This window comes from Alteromonas sp. KS69 (genome assembly GCF_003989595.1).
Taxonomy (GTDB): Bacteria; Pseudomonadota; Gammaproteobacteria; order Enterobacterales; family Alteromonadaceae; genus Alteromonas; species Alteromonas naphthalenivorans.
Genome location: NZ_PYHU01000059.1, coordinates 1 through 18,442, shown reverse-complemented (window position 1 = coordinate 18,442; position 18,442 = coordinate 1). Strand labels below are relative to the sequence as shown.

Annotated in this window: 14 protein-coding genes; 9 read left to right on the top strand and 5 right to left on the bottom strand. The window is 40.1% G+C overall.

Annotated elements, in window-relative coordinates:
• From C7Y69_RS21735 to C7Y69_RS20985, 7 genes are all read left to right on the top strand, one after another.
• Positions 1–465 (top strand): hypothetical protein (locus tag C7Y69_RS21735; protein ID WP_221885338.1); only part of this gene is annotated, 465 nt, incomplete at its 5' end.
• Positions 466–1,652: 1,187 nt separating this feature from the next.
• Positions 1,653–2,009: a hypothetical protein gene (locus C7Y69_RS21010; protein WP_023559486.1), complete on the top strand. Its 357-nt coding sequence runs from the start codon at positions 1,653–1,655 to the stop codon at positions 2,007–2,009.
• Between the two features lie 44 nt (positions 2,010–2,053).
• Positions 2,054–3,334 (top strand): TolC family protein, encoded by a 1,281-nt coding sequence (locus C7Y69_RS21005; protein ID WP_126874064.1) that lies wholly within the window; start codon positions 2,054–2,056, stop codon positions 3,332–3,334.
• A 2-nt stretch (positions 3,335–3,336) separates the two neighbouring features.
• Entirely contained in the window at positions 3,337–4,518 is a 1,182-nt protein-coding gene (locus tag C7Y69_RS21000) for an efflux RND transporter periplasmic adaptor subunit (RefSeq protein WP_012516885.1), read from the top strand.
• A 15-nt stretch (positions 4,519–4,533) separates the two neighbouring features.
• Complete coding sequence (locus tag C7Y69_RS20995; protein ID WP_044445997.1) at positions 4,534–7,641, top strand: efflux RND transporter permease subunit; 3,108 nt, start codon at positions 4,534–4,536, stop codon at positions 7,639–7,641.
• Between the two features lie 43 nt (positions 7,642–7,684).
• Positions 7,685–8,563: a cation diffusion facilitator family transporter gene (locus tag C7Y69_RS20990; protein ID WP_012516887.1), complete on the top strand. Its 879-nt coding sequence runs from the start codon at positions 7,685–7,687 to the stop codon at positions 8,561–8,563.
• Positions 8,564–8,846: 283 nt separating this feature from the next.
• A complete protein-coding gene (locus C7Y69_RS20985) occupies positions 8,847–9,062 on the top strand; it encodes a DUF3955 domain-containing protein (RefSeq protein ID WP_126874063.1) in 216 nt (71 codons plus the stop codon).
• Positions 9,063–9,306: 244 nt separating this feature from the next.
• Here the strand turns inward: C7Y69_RS20985 and C7Y69_RS20980 are convergent, their stop codons facing one another.
• The 5 genes from C7Y69_RS20980 to C7Y69_RS20960 all read right to left on the bottom strand — a co-directional run bounded on the left by C7Y69_RS20980 (position 9,307) and on the right by C7Y69_RS20960 (position 14,598).
• Positions 9,307–9,714 (bottom strand): diacylglycerol kinase, encoded by a 408-nt coding sequence (locus C7Y69_RS20980; RefSeq protein ID WP_024015552.1) that lies wholly within the window; start codon positions 9,712–9,714, stop codon positions 9,307–9,309.
• On the bottom strand, positions 9,702–11,309 hold the full coding sequence (locus C7Y69_RS20975) for a phosphoethanolamine transferase (protein ID WP_014978034.1): 1,608 nt from the start codon (positions 11,307–11,309) through the stop codon (positions 9,702–9,704). The genes C7Y69_RS20980 and C7Y69_RS20975 overlap by 13 nt, the downstream gene beginning before the upstream one ends.
• A 120-nt stretch (positions 11,310–11,429) precedes the next feature.
• On the bottom strand, positions 11,430–13,172 hold the full coding sequence (locus C7Y69_RS20970; RefSeq protein ID WP_012516894.1) for an ArnT family glycosyltransferase: 1,743 nt from the start codon (positions 13,170–13,172) through the stop codon (positions 11,430–11,432).
• Complete coding sequence (locus C7Y69_RS20965) at positions 13,147–13,863, bottom strand: TVP38/TMEM64 family protein (RefSeq protein ID WP_012516895.1); 717 nt, start codon at positions 13,861–13,863, stop codon at positions 13,147–13,149. The genes C7Y69_RS20970 and C7Y69_RS20965 overlap by 26 nt, the downstream gene beginning before the upstream one ends.
• On the bottom strand, positions 13,864–14,598 hold the full coding sequence (locus C7Y69_RS20960) for a glycosyltransferase family 2 protein (protein WP_012516896.1): 735 nt from the start codon (positions 14,596–14,598) through the stop codon (positions 13,864–13,866).
• An 891-nt stretch (positions 14,599–15,489) separates the two neighbouring features.
• Between C7Y69_RS20960 and C7Y69_RS20955 the strand changes: the two genes are divergently transcribed.
• The gene (locus C7Y69_RS20955) at positions 15,490–16,179 is read left to right on the top strand and encodes a response regulator transcription factor (protein ID WP_023559489.1); all 690 of its coding nucleotides are present in this window, start codon (positions 15,490–15,492) and stop codon (positions 16,177–16,179) included.
• Positions 16,163–17,602 (top strand): sensor histidine kinase, encoded by a 1,440-nt coding sequence (locus tag C7Y69_RS20950; protein WP_069945568.1) that lies wholly within the window; start codon positions 16,163–16,165, stop codon positions 17,600–17,602. Before C7Y69_RS20955 ends, C7Y69_RS20950 begins: the two co-directional genes overlap by 17 nt.
• Positions 17,603–18,442: the final 840 nt, after the last annotated feature.

Genomic DNA, 18,442 nt, shown 5'->3' with positions numbered 1-18,442 from the left:
GAATCTATTGGAGCACGTCAAGAAACTACTTATCTAGGTAGCAAGTCTAACGCTAGTCACTGCATCGTGTATGAAAAACTACTCAAAGAAAGTAAGTGTTATCCAGAAGTTAAAACAGTAATCGATAGTTTGGCTGTCACTACGCGTATTGAGGTGCGTCACCTTTTATATAAAGAGAGGCACGATCTAGATGTAAAACAAATGCCAGAGTTTCCTTCAAGGTTGAAGCCAGTCAGGATTATATCGCCTAGACATTTTCACTTACTGAATAACGAGATGTTACAAGAATTGCTTACTGACAAGCGACAGGAAAGTGTAAAAATTATGTGGAAAAGTATTCGTAGCGAGCTAATAAAAAGCAGAAAAAGATTGAGAGTGCATAAGATTGATCAGAGGTGGTTGGAAGAAGAACAAATAACAGTAGCAAATTCCTTGATGAGTTTAATAATAAACCCAAATAGCTGAACGCTAATCTTCGAAGACTTACTTACTCTTGATTTAGTATTTTAAATACTAATTTACCAATAACAAGTAATCTCCAGTATCTAATAGTGGATTGTGTCCTGTTGTAGTCAAAAGCGGAAAGCTAACTTCTTATCTTTACTCGAATAGGTAACGTTAATAAGCATTAACATGAACTATTTAACATGAAAGTAACTCTGCTACGGTTCTAGAGCAGAAAGAGAATTATCACAATTATTATAGTGCCCCTTCATAGATTTCAGTCATCTGTGGATCCTCTTCAGATTTTTAGGAAACCTCCCCTAAAGAAGCTTACTATGCCAGAAATGAGTGGTTGTTAACAAACAAAGTATACTTCAGAATTCATACTCGAAGCGGTATTACTCTGCTAGAAACCTGATATTATTGGTCGTCAGATTGCTTTAGATATTAGTATTTTTCTTAGTCTACCGAACTGCTGAAAACATCATACTGCGCAATCTAAAGATAAAACACGTAAGAGCAGTGATCCCCGTTGTGACGCGGGGATAGCAGATTAAAACATGAACTTGCCAAGGTCAAAAAATGACCGGTATTTTTACGCGAAGCGACAACGTTTTTAGCCAAAAAGTTACAGTAAGGTATCTAGCGATATCGAGTTTCCGATATGCCTTTCTACTAGTCTATTGTACCGTTTATTCGAAAATGGAGCCTTAGATGATTTGGTGAACTCAAAGAAGCGATGCGAACCAACTTCATGCTCATAAGCATAGCATCACGGTTATGGCATGAGCCAGATAATATTTACTTTGTTGTTCATTGATGCGCTCACTGTAAGGAGATCAGATAGCAATTGGAAAAGCTACCTCTTGGGTCAACGGTGATTTTATCTTTCAGTATTGGACTTGCTTTTACACTTGTTGTAGGGGGTATTACAGGTTTTGGTACGAGCGAGACGCAATAATTGTGACAGGCTTATTGAAATTGCATGTTGTATTCTCCTATTCCTTCGGTGTACTTATTTTACATTGCCGGATTATGTATGAGCAGGCTTTGCAGTAGATTTCTGTTTTTCTGACAAGATTTAGCAACTTAATTGAAATACATGGCTTTTTAATACAGAGTTCCTCTTGTGAATCAGAAAGCTGACCATTTAGGCATTGACTACAATCATATTTTAAGAGAACATGAATTGCCAATAGAGGAATCTTGTGTTGAAAACGAATTACCGCATTAGCAAAAATCTAAAAGTGGTCTTAGCCGCTTTTTTGTTGTGCGCACAATTTTTGTTGATTGTGACTGACGCGTTTTCTATTGAACAAGACCACTTGTTTAGCAATGAATTATGTACTGAAAATACATTAATCGAACTGTCCGATGCTTACGATTTAGATACGGGAAGTGATTGTGACCATTGTTGTTCTTGTCATGGTCATTTTACACACATAGCTTTTTACTTTGATATTGAAAGCTCGTTTCTAAAAAAATCTCCCAATTTAGTCTCAGTTTATAGTGAAGCTACACCTAATCGTTTCATTAACCAAATAGAGCGTCCTCCAAGAATTTAATCCCTGTCGTTTTTCGTTTTTTCAACTGACTAGGATTATATATCATGAAAATTTCACAGTTTCCTGTGCGCAAACTTACGCGCGCCGGAATATTGACTAGTGCATTGATGCTATCTCAAGCCAATGCATTGGCAGAACAAGTAACTTTAGATGATGCAGTTCAACTTACTCTCAACCGTCATCCAAGCTTGTTGAAATTCAGACCTCTTACTAGAGCTCTTGAGGGAGATCGCCAACAAGCTTTGCTTTCTCCAGCTTACACCGTAGGTGCTAATCTAGAAAATGTGATGGGCACAAGTTCTACTTCGGGAGTTCAAGCAGCAGAAGCAACCATCTCTCTATCTTCAGTGTATGAACTTGGTGGAAAGAAGAGTGCAAGAACACTGGTTGTGGATGCCAGAGCTGCCCTTTTAGATTCAGAGCAGTATTCAATGTCTCTCTCACTACTTGGTGGGCTCACTCAGCAGTATATTCGCGTTCTGGCACAACAGGAGCGTCTGCAAATAGCTGAGCGAAGTGTGAGCTTAGCTGAAGATGCTCTTACTGTGATCACTAATAGAATAAAAAGTGGTGCAACGAATGATGCTGAATTGTTCAGAGCTAAATCGGCTTTAAATCAAGCGAAATTAGAACTTGCGACAGCAAAGGTGAATAAAGAGATAGCCCTGCAATCTCTCACACTATTCTGGCAGGGCAATTATGAGGATATCACGCTTACTGGTTCTTTAAATTCACCCGCTAAAAATTATTCCTACGAGACACTTTTTAACCAATTCTTATCATCATCGAATGCGGATTTACTAATTAAGTCACTTGACCTGAAGGACGCTGAAATTCAGTTGGCTAAGTCTGATAATACCGCAGACCTATCTTGGTCTGTTGGTGTTAGAAGGAATCAGGGAGCTCAAGATACATCGTTAGTTTTTGGTGCCTCAATTCCACTATTTGCTGAGAAGAGGAATTCGGGTGCAGTCAAATCTGCAATTGCTAGTAAGGAGGCGGAGTTATTAGAGCGAGACACCAAGTATCTCGATGTAAAAGCGATTCTATTTAAAGCAACGAAAAGCATAAATTTTAGTTCACAGGCAGCATTGCACCTGGAAAAAGAAGTAATGCCAGATTTGAAAAGAGCATTGGAGCTGACCAAGGAGGGCTATCAAAAGGGAATTTACACTTATCAAGAATGGTTTGCTTCACGTGATGCACTTCTCCAATCTCAACGGAGTCTCGTCAACTATCGCGAAGCCACCCTGCTCAATGAAGCACTTATCGAACAATGGACAGGGCAATCTCTGAAATCATTCACTTTCAATCTCCAGGATTAATTATGCTAAAGCAAATTTTATTTTTATTTCTTATCGGCACTGTGACATCTATCGCGACCGCAAGTGAAGATGTCACCAATTCAAATGACAACCAAAATATATTCCAGAAAGGTAACATCAAAATAGAAGTAAGTATCGATGAAAGCCCCGAGGGCTCTGTAATTATTGCCTCGACTTTTGAAGATGGGAAGCCATTTATCCCTGATTCCTTTTCTATAGAGCTACAGAAGTTAGGTTCAAGCTCAGAAAAATTTGAGTTTCAAACTTCAGAGGGGGTTTTGCGGTCAATAAAAGCTCTGTCTGAACCTCATTCTTTTAGGGCTACTATTTATCTGACTGACAAAAGACGAAAGTATTCCTGGGAGTGGGAAAACTTCGAGGGAAGAACACAGATCTCAAGAGCATTAACTGAAAAGTTTCAATTAGCAACCTCCGAAGTTCAGAGTGGGACCATTGAAAGACATATCGAATTGTTGGGTACTCTTGTAATTCCACCCAAGAACAAGGCTGAAGTTAATGCGCGGTTCTCGGGAGTTGTAGAAACTCTCGCTTCGGATGTTGGTGACAGCGTGAAGGCTGGCGATGTAATTGCAAAAATTCAATCAAATGACAGCTTACAAACCTACATCGTGAAAGCGCCAATTTCGGGTACGGTAGTAAGTCGAAATGTTAATGTTGGGCAGTTGGTTACCAGTGAAACGCTTTATAAAATAGTCGACGCTGAAACGCTTTGGGCAGAATTGAAAGTATTTCCATCCAAGCGGGATACAATAAAGCAGGGCTCTTATATCCACATAAAAAAAGGTTCCCGACAGCAAGATGCAAAGGTCAAATTTCTCATTCCGTCAGGTTCACTTGAACCTTATCAGATCGCAATTGTTGAAATCACTAATACCGAAGGAGAATTCTCCCCCGGCGATATGGTTACAGGTGTAGTTGATGCTCAGAAAGTCGATGTTTCGCTTCGCGTTGAGAATGAAGCTATCCAATCAATGGATGGTAACTCAGTTGTATTTTTAAACGATGGTAACACGTTTCAAGCTGTCCCTGTCGAGCTGGGTATAAAAGATGACAACTTCACTGAAGTAAAGCGTGGCTTAATCGCTGGTCAAATTTACGTATCAAAAAATAGCTTTCTGATAAAAGCGGATCTTGAAAAATCCGGTGCCTCTCACGCTCACTAATCCTGGAGACGATAAATGATTGATAATATTATTCGTCTTTCAGTAGAAAGACGCTTTTTGTTTCTTGTTCTTGCACTAATCTTAATTGGGATCGGCGTTTGGAGCTACCAGCGATTACCTATTGATGCTGTACCAGATATTACAAATGTACAGGTTCAGATTAACACCAAAGCTCCGGGGTACTCACCATTAGAAGCTGAACAACGAATAACATTTCCTGTCGAAACAGCACTATATGGCTTGCCTAACTTATCCTATACACGTTCTATATCGAGGTATGGTCTTTCACAGATTACAGTTATTTTCGAAGAAGGAACGGATATCTTTTTTGCCCGAAATTTAATCGACGAAAGACTTGCTAACCTTAAAAGTGTTTTACCTGATGGCCTTGAGCCAGAAATGGGGCCAATCGCAACAGGGCTTGGCGAAATTTTCGTATATACACTGGAAGGGAAAGATGGAGCAACGTTACCCGATGGCTCGCCGGTCACACCTATGGCTTTAAGAGAGGTACAAGATTGGATCATTCGACCACAGTTAGCCCAGGTTCCGGGAGTAGTAGAAGTAAACACTATTGGAGGTTATGACAAGCAATATCACGTCAATCCCGACCCTGTAAAAATGCTGGAGATGGGAGTCTCGCTTAAAGACATTTCTGAAGCACTATATTTAAACAATGATAATGCTGGAGCAGGCTATATTGAGAAAAATGGCGAGCAACTTCTTGTTCGCTCTCCAGGTCAATTGACAGGGATAAAGGATATCGAAAATGTCGTAGTAGGAAAAAAAGGATCTGTTCCTGTTCTAATAAAAGATATTGGAACTGTAGGCTTGGGTAAGCAGCTGAGGACCGGTGCCGCTACAAGAAATGGTAAAGAGACAGTGATGGGAACGGTCATGATGTTGCTGGGAGAAAACTCAAGGGAAGTTGCAGCTTTAACTGCCAGTAAATTAACTGAAATTCAAAGATCGTTACCAAGCTGGGTAGTTACTGAACCCGCCTATGATCGAACTACACTGGTCGACAAAGCGATAAACACTGTGCAGAAGAACCTGCTGGAAGGAGCATTACTCGTAATTGTCATATTATTTTTACTACTAGGCAATATTCGAGCGGCTCTTATTACGGCTGCGATCATACCTATTGCTATGATGATGACAATCACTGGAATGGTCCAGAGAGGTGTTTCGGCAAATCTGATGAGTTTGGGGGCTTTAGATTTTGGTCTGATTGTCGATGGCGCTGTCATCATTGTTGAAAACTGTATTAGGCGCTTATCTGAAGCGCAACAGCATCACGGCAGACTTCTTCAACTCAAGGAACGTCTAGAAGAAGTGAAAATAGCAACGATTGAAGTAATCAGGCCCAGCTTATTTGGAGTCGGGATCATAACCGCTGTTTATCTGCCTATTTTTACTTTAACAGGCGTAGAGGGAAAGATGTTTCATCCCATGGCAATAACTGTTGTTATCGCTCTTATTGCGGCAATGATTTTGTCACTGACGGTAGTGCCTGCAGCGATCGCAATTTTCATGGGGGGAAAAATCAGTGAAAAGGAGAGTTTTTTAATACGTTGGGTGAAACTGGCTTACGAACCAGCACTTAGGGCTATTCTTAAATTTAAAGCTGCTGCTCTTGGGGCTGCACTAGCGTTTGTTGTCTTCTGCGGATGGTTGGCAACAACACTTGGGTCTGAATTTATTCCTCAACTGGATGAAGGTGATGTCGCTTTACAGGCTTTACGCATAACGGGTACCGGTCTAAACCAATCAATTCAAATGCAAGAATTACTTGAAGATGCGCTGTTAGAAATTCCAGAGGTAGCGGTAGTCTTTGCGAAAATAGGTACACCAGAAGTCGCTACAGACCCAATGCCTCCTAATGTAGCCGATAGTTTTGTAATACTTAAACCTCGCTCAGAATGGCCTGATCCAGCTAAATCTAAATCGGATCTAGTGGCTGAAATTGAATCAGTCGCCTCAAAGCTTCCCGGTAATAACTATGAATTTACCCAACCAATTCAAATGAGATTTAATGAATTGATTTCCGGCGTAAGGGCTGATGTTGCAGTCAAGGTTTTCGGTGATGACTTAGAGCAATTGTTGGATTCTGCAAATAAGGTTGCTGAGATCGCTGAGTCGATACAAGGTGCCTCAGACACCCGAGTTGAGCAAGTTGCCGGCCTTCCTATGTTGTCCATATTACCAAAACGAGATGCTCTCGCAAGGTACGGTCTTAACGTAGCAGACATTCAAGCACTCGTTTCAACCAGCATAGGGGGTAAGGAATCAGGCATAATCTATGAAGGCGATCGTCGGTTTAAAATTGTAATCAGATTATCTGAAGAGTTGCGTACAAATATTGACAAATTAGAGAGCTTACCTGTTCGTGTCGGCAATAGTTTTGTACCGCTTGAAGAGGTAGCCACTCTCGAGTTAAAGCCGGCGCCTGCACAGATCAGCCGAGAGAATGGAAAGCGCAGAGTTGTCGTAACGACTAACGTTCGAGGAACCGACCTAGGAGGATTTGTCGTTGATTTACAAAAAAGACTTAAATCCGATTTAAAAATGAAGGAAGGATATTGGTTAGAGTTTGGTGGTACCTTTGAACAACTGGAATCCGCCAGCAAACGGCTGACTTTAGTCGTTCCGGTTACGCTTGCGTTAATAGTTGGCATACTCATTATGGCGTTTGGGTCTGTTAAAGACGCATTGATAATTTTCACTGGTGTACCACTAGCCTTGACTGGAGGAGTACTGGCACTCTGGATTAGAGATATGCCTCTTTCAATTTCTGCGGGAGTAGGCTTTATCGCTTTGTCCGGGGTCGCGGTTTTGAATGGACTAGTGATGGTCGCATTCATCAGACAACTCTGGCAGGAAAATGGTGATATTTATACTTCAGTAATTCGAGGGGCCATAATCCGGCTTCGACCTGTTTTGATGACTGCGTTAGTGGCCAGCTTAGGCTTTGTTCCCATGGCACTTAATACAGGAACAGGTGCTGAAGTACAAAGACCGCTCGCCACTGTAGTCATTGGGGGAATTATATCGTCAACTTTACTGACATTATTTATTTTACCTGCGCTTTATCAGCTCGCACATAACAAACGCAACTCTTAATCAAATTTTACGCCCGGTATGTTCCGGGCGCACCGGAGCCTCTATGACTCATAATCATTCAAATAGCTCAAACAAAATTGGGTGGGCTTTTCTATTAAATTTCAGCTTCACAATTATTGAATTTATTGGCGGCTGGCTAACGAACAGCACTGCTATAATGGCAGATGCTGTTCATGATCTCGGCGATTCAGTTTCTATTGGAAGCGCCTGGTGTCTCAATAGGTTAGGAGAGAGAGAGGCCGATGAAAATTTCACATATGGGTACAAGCGACTCAGCCTGTTAGGGGCATTTATTAACGGAGCCGTACTTATCCTTGGCTCAATCTGGGTATTATCAGAAGCCATTCCTCGAGTATTAGACCCGGTCGTTCCAAATACAGAAGGCATGATATTACTTGCGATTCTAGGTGTCGCTGTAAACGGCTTTGCTGTGTATAAACTCCAGGGAGGAAATACCCTAAACGAGAGAGTGTTGAACTGGCATTTATTGGAGGACGTTTTAGGCTGGGTTGCTGTATTAATTATTGCCATAGTAATGCAATTTGTCGACTGGCCAATTTTAGACCCCCTACTTTCGATTGGCTTTACGCTTTTTATATTGTTTAATGTAATTCGAAACTTATTAGCAACCTTAAAATTATTTTTGCAAGGTGTTCCAGAGAAAAACTTATACAAACAAGTGTTAGATGAACTCCGGAGTGTTGATAGAGTTGAATATATCCATGACTTAAAAATTTGGTCACTTGACGGAGAACACAATGTTATTACTATACGCGTTGGCAGTGCCTTAAAGACAGTTGAAGAATACAAGTTATTGAAGCTTGATATTTATGATAGCTTGGCCATGTTTGACTTCAGTTACAGCACAGTTGAAATAGAGTTTACTGACGAGCATTCTGCAGTTAATGAGGAGGTGAGATGAAATTCCATTACTCATTAACAATGATAGTCGACAGTAATTCAAGTTTTAATACTAAGCTAAAATTTTATTTGTGACACATTGTCTACAATCATGACTATAGATTTTCATGGAACTTTTTAGTTTGTTCCCCTCATGATTAAATTTTTTGTTAAACTGTAAGGAGAGTGTGATAGATAATAATGCGTAACTAAAGTGGTAAGAGGCAAGATTGAACACGTACCTTCGACATCAACGTTTCTTTCGTGCTCTTACGAGATGTTGAAAATAAAATATAGAGACATTAATGAAATTTATAAGTAACTATAAGATGAGCTTCTTATTTTTTATGAGTGGTATTTTGTGTTTAATCGCTTATAACATAAAAGGCTCGAGTATAGATGAAAATGGTTTTTTGGTTGAATCGTTTGGCTTCATTCCTATATTTTGGCTATTTGAGCTGATGGCATCGCTGACTTTTGCTTTCACTTTCATTAAACTTAAAAAAAATCAGCGAAAGTAAAAGCACGCGAAGAACTTTTTCTAACTGACAATTTTGCTTTGCGATTTGCTATGCAACTCCTGGCTAGTAATTGAAAACTGAACCCAAAGGTTGTTGGGTATTGCCTTTTAGTTATATCAGACTTTAACTTCTTATATTAAAGCTCGCTAATTATTGGCTTTCTATTCTTTTATACACATTGATGAATTTGCACAGTTGGACCCATGTCAGTGCGGTACCTCATCGGTGAGTCAACAGTCTCAAATCAAAAATATCTACACAATGTAGCTAACCACAACAGTGATGAAATTGCGATCGTCACTAAAACAGCCGCTGAGCCTAAATCTTTCGCTAAGCCTGACAGTGGGTGAATCTCTTTTCCAATACGGTCAATAGTTACTTCAATTGCAGTATTTATAATTTCAGCGAACAAAACGAAGAGTATGGAGGAAAGTAAAATCGCCTTTTCCATATAAGGAATTGACCAAAATGCAAGCACTCCCGCCGCTAAGATAAGTAAGATAAGTTCTTGCCGGAACGCTGACTCGTTTTTAACAAGCCATGATATAGCTCGAACTGAGTTTTTCATTGCTAATACAATACGCAACATGCCCTTTGGTTTGGCTTTAGGGTCGAAATGCATTTTTGATGTGGCTTCGTCTATGACTCGCATTTTCGTAAAATATCCTGAGTGGGTTGGTAGGTGCTGCTTTGCACATTAGTAAGACCAAGTAATGTGTCAAAAAGGTTGTCATGCGAATAAGGATGACTGGATAACGACTTTACGCAATCACTGTATTCAGGTTGGCTAAACTTGGAGGCCCAATAAACCATTGGTACATGAGTTTGCTCAACAGGCGCTAAATTATAAGGGAAACCGTGTAAATAAAGCCCTTTTTCTCCCAATGACTCACCATGATCCGATAGATAAAGCATCGACGAATTAGGAATAGTGGAAAGCTGTTCAATAATCTGGCCTAGCACGTAGTCTGTGTATGCAATAGTATTATCGTACGTATTTGTCAGCTCTGCCTCTTCACAATTTTGAATATCACTTCTGGGACAGTCAGGCACGAACTTAGCAAATTTCTCTGGGTATCTCCGGTAGTAAGTAGGGCCGTGTGAGCCAATCATATGTAAGACTATCACTCTATGTTCTTTAGATGGCCTTGAAAGAGTTTCTCTTAAAAGGTCAACAAGTACCTCATCATAACAATAATCTCCATCGCAAAACTTGGGATCTCTGGACGGATCAAAGTCTAGGGTCTTTACCCTCTTGCATACGCCTTTACAGCTACTGTTGTTGTCAATCCAAGTCACGTCAACTCCTGCACGATGAATGATGTCTAAAACATTGTCCTGACTGTCTGCAATACGCGAATCATAATTTTCTCGAGAGAGTCTTGAGAACATACATGGCACGGAGACTGCGGTAGCAGTACCGCAAGATGTCACCTTGCTAAAACTGATTGCACCTGCGTTCTGGATATTAGGCGAAGTACGCCTCGAATAGCTGTTGCTTGAAAACTTGTCCGCTCTGGCTGTTTCGCCAACCACTAACACTGTAATAGATGGGTGTATATTAGCGTTACCTTTTAAGTAGGGACGCTTGTCTAATACTTTGTAGGGTAAAGGCGGATAGAAGTAAGTGTCCCGAAGGTACTTGTACCCTGAATCATAAAAGGCGTAGGGAATAATATACTTCGTTAGATCTTTGTTATTTCTGCCGACAGCTGCATAGCTCTTAAAAAGGAACGTGGCTATAATTGCAATACCCAATAAAGCTAATAAGTTCAGCACTAGAAGGTGCTTGATTCGAGCCTTGAGCTTTCCATTTATTTCCAGATTAAAAATCGCAAATACAGGGATTAATCCCAGTATAGAGAAGAATAAAAAAAGTGTTGAATTTAGATAAGAAAAGGCTTCACCAGAATTTGTTTCCATTACATTCTGTATCATGCTCTTATCGAAAATGACACCATAGGCCAAGGTGCCGTAAAGTAGAATAGAACTTACAACGAAAGCAATTGCAACGGTGGTGCGCGGCAAAAATAGGGCACCAAAAAGACTTAGAAAAATAATATTAAAAAAGGTTAGCAAGAGCGGTACAGAGAGAAAAAACACCCACTCATTCAATGTTACAGGGGCTACAACTTCATAAACAGCGGACAAAAATGGTATGTTAAATATTGCTGCGATAAACAATGAAGAAAGTAAAATGAACTGAGCTGATGTAGGATTGAAATTTAGTGTTCTTGGAAATTTCACAATAAGGTTCTCGTGTACTTCTTAGCACATAAGTTACCTGTCTAAACTTAAATAACGCTTAAGAAAAACTGTAGAATGAAAATTCTCGCATTATTTTTTAATTGTATGAAAACATGTACCTCACGTAACGGGCCTATCTGGGATATAACTAAAGATCTCAGTCGCAGTTTTCGTAAGCGGACACTTTTCGGTTAATGCCTCGTGCGATAATAGTACCCAGTGGGCGCGATGTGCATACCCTACAGACGTTGCCATTTCTTTTTTAAAACAACTATTGCGTACATGTTTTTCATCGACGAGGATGTATCTTCCCTTTTCAGTCTTATCCAGCCACTGGTAGGCGGCAGACAATTGCTGATCAACAGGGGTATGATACCCAAAATGAGTGATGGGATAAGGCGAGAAGAGAATGAACTGTTCAGAAAAATCAACAAGTGCAATAGTTGCATCATGTTTACCAATTTCTTTTTCAATATTTGCAAATACGCTTTTAGGGGTTTTTACATCTTCAAGTAAAGTGTAACCCCAAGTAGCGTACATGCCCCAAAGAGTACACAAGAAATAGGGCCAGACTTTCCAGTGCTTCCCTCTAGTAGTGATCACCGTAACCAGACACGTCAGTCCCCCCGTTACTAAAAAAAACATCCACGGAGAAAGCCCGAACTTTTCTTCTAACTTTAGGGCGAATGATGCTTTTACTATGCCGGAAAAACCAAACCCCAATAAGCCTACTGATAGTAAAAATACAACGCCCCACAAAAGCCAGGAAAATACTTTCTTATTAACAACTGAATCAAAGTAAGGCGCAGAGATCAGTGCCAGCATCGGCAATGCGGGTAAGATGTACACCCCCCGTTTACCAGGACTTACACTGAAGAAAAGCAGAACAAGTACAATCCAAACCAATGGTAAGTATATGCGGGCATCACCTTTTTTGATTGCGCGATACCAACATGGGATGAGCCATGGGAGAGCGATGCTAATTGGCAACCAGAATAATGGAATAACCTCTACGAGGTAATACCAGAACGGCTTTATGTGATGCCAGGAATCAGCATATCGAGTGACCGTTTGCCTGAAAAGAATATTATCTCTATATAGAGCAAGTGATGTGTTGTGGCTATTTTCGACCAATATCAACATAGGTATAAACCATAGTGATATAGCCAGTAACATCACCACTGCACCCATTATCCACGGTAATACGGACTTTTTAGTTTGCTTCTTAGCTATGTCCCGCTGAGGCCAAAAGTGTCGATGTATCAAGTATGGTATCAGCATCAGGACTGGTAAAAATCCGACCCCTTTTGTGATGACGCCAATTCCCATGAAGAAAAAGGCGAGGTAATACCAACGCCATCGCCTTTCAACTAAGAAAAAGCGCAAAAGACCATAGCATCCGATTGTTATCCAGCAGCAGACCATTGCGTCTATCTGTGCAGACTTGGCTTGAAGCAAAAATTGAAAACTCAATAAAAGAAGTGACGTTGCGATCAGCGCCTCTTTTGTACTCCACAGTCGTTTTGAGATGTCATACACCAAAAAAAGTGTGAGTAGGCTGCATAAAGCAGATGGGAGCAGAAAGGCAATCTTAATTGACCCGAATAGCGCAAAGAAAAAAGCGATAGACCACATAAACACAGGTGGTTTATCAGGATAAAACTCTCCCGCTCTGGCTGGAAAGAACCACTGACCTGTTTCAACCATTTCTTTTGCAACTTGTGCAAAACGAGGTTCGTCAGCAGGCCAGGGATCTCTTAACCCAAGCCCGATAAATATCAACACGCTAGCCAGTACAAAAAGCCAGAAAGTATAATTTGGGTGCTTGTTCTTATGTTTAATGGCTAGGCTCGTCTGATTCATTGCTACATTTGCTGCTTTTTGTGAGAGAACGAAGAGTTTTATCGTCATTATGTTGACGATGATAAACCTTAAAAAGATATGCGCTTAGCAAGCTGGAAATCCCAAATAATAGGGCGCTTATGATTATTTTAAGTTCAGAGTTGACTAATACACCCTTACCCATTAATGCAAAAACCGCCATTTGAGGGATGTAGCCAATAGTAGACCCAAAAATAAAAGAGCGTCGTGGAATCTTTGAAACGCCAGCAAAAATGTTTGTGAGTAGATTATTCCCTATTGGCAACAGTCTAATGATAACGGACTTAAGAAAGGGAGAGCGAAGTAGAAAGTGGTCTAACTTGCGCACTCGCATTTCAAAGTGTTGAATAATAATCGGTCTAGCGAAATACCGGGACACTGCCATAACTGTTGCACAGCTGAGCGTAGCTGCTAATGTTGAATAGATGACACCTTCAGCAAATCCAAAGGCATACCCCCCCATAAATGCGACTAACTGGCGTGGAAGTCCGATAGTAAGTAAAAATACTGAGACGGCTAAAAATTTGGCTATCCCTGTCACTCCATTATCACGGGTATGATTGTCTATCCACTCCTGATTAAATGCGTCAAATGAGGGGGAGAGCGAAATCAAATGACTAAAAAACAGAATGGCAAGTACCAGAATGAAGAAACGAAGGAGACTGGAATTCAATTAGATACTCTCTTCATTTTCTAAGATGACATCATTAAGTTTATTACGTTTCTGAAGCCAATAAACTCCTGCCATATCAATTAGTCCAACCCCAAGCCGCCCTAACATATTATATTTTGATTTTCCGAATTGCCTGTCTCTGTGATTCACTTCAACAACTTTAATGATCCCACCTTGTCGTCGGATCAGTGCTGGCAGAAAACGATGCATATGATCAAAATAGGGTAAATCGAGGAATGTTTGTTTTGGAAAGACCTTTAACCCACATCCGGTGTCAGGTGTATCATCATTAAGAAATTTACTTCTTACAGAATTTGCTAGTTTTGACTGAAATCTTTTCCAAGCTGTATCCTTTCTGTCTTTACGATGACCAGCAATGCAAAAGTGACTCCCTAACGGAAATTGAGAGGCCATAGTCAGGAGGTTTGGTATATCAGAGGGATCATTCTGCCCATCCGCATCAAGTGTAACTACAAGTTCTCCATCAGCATGGCTCACCCCTGTCCAAATAGCTGTACTTTGTCCCACCGAGTGCTTGTGCCGTAGTACGTTAACTCTTTCAAAGCCACTCGCTTTCAGATAAAGCAGATTCTCAAATGTATTATCCGTACTTCCATCATCAACATAGATGACTTCGAAGTTGGCTACACCTGTTAACGCTCTATAAATTTCCTCAATTAAGGGTTTTAAATTTTTTTCTTCGTTTTTCGCTGGTATTACAACTGAAATTCGCACGTAGCCCTCTGTCAAAGCCTCAAGATCAAGCAAATTCTATTTTCGACAGGAAAACGTTAACAAACAAAACTTAAGATACGCTTATGAAGAGTCATTTAATTGAAGTAATAATGTTTTAATCGCTCAGGAAGGAAGAAAGAGGTGGGTTAAGGAAAACACGCTATAGGAATGTGTTTCGACCAGTTATCGTAGCACTTTTGCCACGGCCCTGGTTTGCACTTACGATCACCTTGTCTTGTTATTGCAAATATTTTGTCCTGAGTAACGCCTGCGGCCAAATAAGCAGCAAAGTCAGTGCTTGAATCGCCAAATGCAGCAAAAAGTGTCCAGCCAGACTCCGTGTAACGCTTTAGAATATTTAGTTTAATGTTTTAAAGTTTTTTCGCTCAGCCGTAGCATTCGCTACCTGAATATTTCCGTCTGGGAAATGGTAACGGGATAAAAAAATGAAATGTTGCACTGGAAGTATATACTTCGCGCAGTCAGATAGATAACTCTGGAGCCGTTATCAGTGTATGCTTGAACAAGTTCAGACGCACTTTCTCTTTCAGAAAAAATGCAGGTGTTACTGAGCATCAGTGTTTCATCGGTGTCAAAAATAACAGCTTTGTCACTCTTACAATTTGGGGGCAGAAATTTCTGTAGAGGTTATTGAGCACTCGCTAAGTAGCAGGGCTGATAAGAATCGGTCTTCATCGTCAGTCACAAAACTGTTATTAATATGAACATAATAACGAGATAAATTAAGAGCTACTGAAGGAAATCAATCAGTTTATGCTAAAAGAACCACTTTTGCGTAGGTTAACTATAAGCACCAGTTCAATAGCTTCTTCAGTAAATCCTAAGGATGAGAAGGTATACTGAAATAACTTTAAAATTGACGTTCAAATTATGAGAATACTTCTGATAGAAGACTCCTTATCATTAAGGAACAGTTTGAGCTTAGGCTTAGAAAAGTTGGGGTACTCAGTCGATACTGCTGGCACTGGCTCTGAGGGATTGAGTATGGCGTTGCTTGGTAGCTACGAAATAATCATCCTTGATATGATGCTACCTGAGTTGGACGGTATGACTATTCTTAAAACGTTACGAAAAAGACATTTAGAAACAAAGGTTATCATCTTATCTGCGCGATCTGAGTCTGAAGACAAGGTAGCGGGGCTATTGGCAGGTGCTGACGACTACCTTTCTAAGCCGTTCTCGTTTGACGAATTGACTGCTAGACTACTTAGCTTGATGAGGAGAGGTGCGGCAAATTGTCTCAATGACCAGGTTACTATCAACAGTTTGACACTCAATATCCAGTTTAAAACGCTTTCATACAATAATGGCATTATCAACCTGACCCCGAATGAGTACAAAATTGTTGAATGTATTTTCCTCAATAGACACAAGATAGTTACCTCAGAAATGCTGAGTGAATTTATTTCTGGAAGCTATGACCATATCTCAAAAAATGCTATTGAAGCTCACCTTTCCTCAGCAAGGAAAAAAGTAAGAGAAAGCGGCGCGTCTCTACCCATTAAAAGTAAACGTGGTTTTGGTTACAGAGTTGTAGAAGCTAATGAAATCAATACGTAAAACATTAACACGAAGACTTTCTATTATTATTTCACTGTTAGTCATTGCCGTTTTACTTGCAGCAGATATTGGCGTCGATTCCTGGATCGAACAAGAATTCAACCAGGCTATGAAGGCAAAAGTAGGTATGCTTCAGAGCTTGGTAAATGAAGATGTCGAGGGTGTGGAGTTCGAATTTGCAGGTGAGTATTTGCCTGAGTTTGAAGGGACATCTTCCCCCGAGTATTTTCAACTTTGGTACAAAGACTCAACGTTTGAAAAATCAGATACTCTGGCGCTTTATACCATCAATGAATTGCCTTACAGCAGCATTGGCCTGGATGAATATTCTTTCCAGGATATTACTCTGCCCGATGGCCGTACGGGTCGGGTAATTTACACTCGATATATACCTCAGATTGATTCTGAAGACAGAGCTGGATTTTATCGCGTCATGGATAAGGGTAACGATACTCGCCCGTCAATGGTTATCGCGTACGCAACATCTACAGAATTGTTAAATTTCACGTTGTGGTTTATCGATGGTGCTTTTCTATTTGCATTAATTATCGTGCCGCTAGTTGTTCGATTTACAGTGCGTAACACTGTGGCTTATGCTCTGGCACCCTTGGATGCCTTAAATGCCAAGATAAAAGGACTACGATTTACCACTAGGCAAAAACACGAAGCTTTTCAAAATAATGTCGAGGAATTGGAACCCATTACCCAAAGTTTGAATCACTTTATTGAAGATAATTATTCGCTTTACCTGCGTGAGAAGAGGTTGACTTCGGATATCGCACACGAGCTAAAAACACCAGTCTCTGAATTAATAAATATGACTGAAGTAGCAATTAAGTTTCCAGGAGAAATAAGATTAGAAAAAGATTTTAAGCCACGTGTTTTGCAAATAGGCACAAGAATGAAAAATATTATTTCTGGCCTTATGTTAATCCAAAAATATAGTTTTAAGACCCTAGAGCTAACTGATGAGATAGATATCCACAAATTAGTAACTCAACTTATTCAGATAAAAGAAGCAAGAAATGTTAAGGTAGAGATTAGCTCCAATTTTCAGTTAAGCGTCAAGAGCAATCGCGTTGCAGTAGAATCGATAATAAGTAATCTGATAGATAACGCTATAGAACACGGAAAAACTGATACAGAAATACTTGTGAACTTAGGTGTAAATAGTTCTAGTAATGTTTACCTCAGAGTGACAAATAAGGTGGGGACAGAGGTTAATGAGGATGATCTAAAGCATATGTTTGAACCGCTTTGGCAAAAAGATGCTTCTAGAACATCTGAAGATAACTTTGGGCTAGGTCTTTCTATAGTAGATGCATTGTGCGACGCTGTATGTGCAGAAGTTTCTGTAACCAAAACTGCCGAAGAAGACATATCGTTTTTGTTGACTTTTAAAAATGAAACTATTGGTCCGTAATCTTTGGCAGGCTTAAGTTACTGTAACCTTAGCCTTAATATCACTCCTGAAAAGAGAGACTGCGACTTAGCAAGAGAATAAAAATAGGGTAATGAAACGTAACCTAGCTTTCGAATTTGGTATGTAGTAGAGATCAAAAAAGTTTTCGGCCACCTGTTCCTTGTCACGGATAATTGCTGCTGGAACAAGTCAATGCTTCCATTCAACTCATTGGGCGTACAACGATAAAATGACTTTACGATTTTTTTGCAGAGTTCTATCAAGAAACTGTTGAAAAACACTTGCTGACAATAGGTTATCCTAATATAGATTAACGTTACCTGTCTCAATGAATGTCCCGAGATCGATGAAATAATTAGAAACAGCATAAAAATGTTATTCAATTGATACTAGGGAAGATCCGAATAAGTTCCTAACGTGAGATCATGACTGCATGTTAAGTTACATTTTCTACTGCTCGTGAGCCAACAGTTAATTATTGCCAGTAGTCAGCTAAAGCAAGCGCTGATAGCCCTATAAAGAGGTTTTCCTATCACGGATAGACAACTTATTACCGTGCTCACAATTGATAGAAGTGATTGAACTTTTTTATCCTAAAGCTGATATTAATCGCCTTATTCATATGCAGAAAAATAAGTGAAACAGAGAGTATCTATAACCGCGGGGCGAAAGTCACTTATCGACCAGCGCTTGAGTGGCGCTTGAGTGGCGCTTAAGTTGAAATCGCTGAAGTGAGTTTGTGCCTCAACGATTTAAACAGAATATCTGATTTCTCTTTCAAGTTACCGGTGAATTTATATTTATCGGGTGTGTTTATTTATATTGACGTGCTCCAATAGA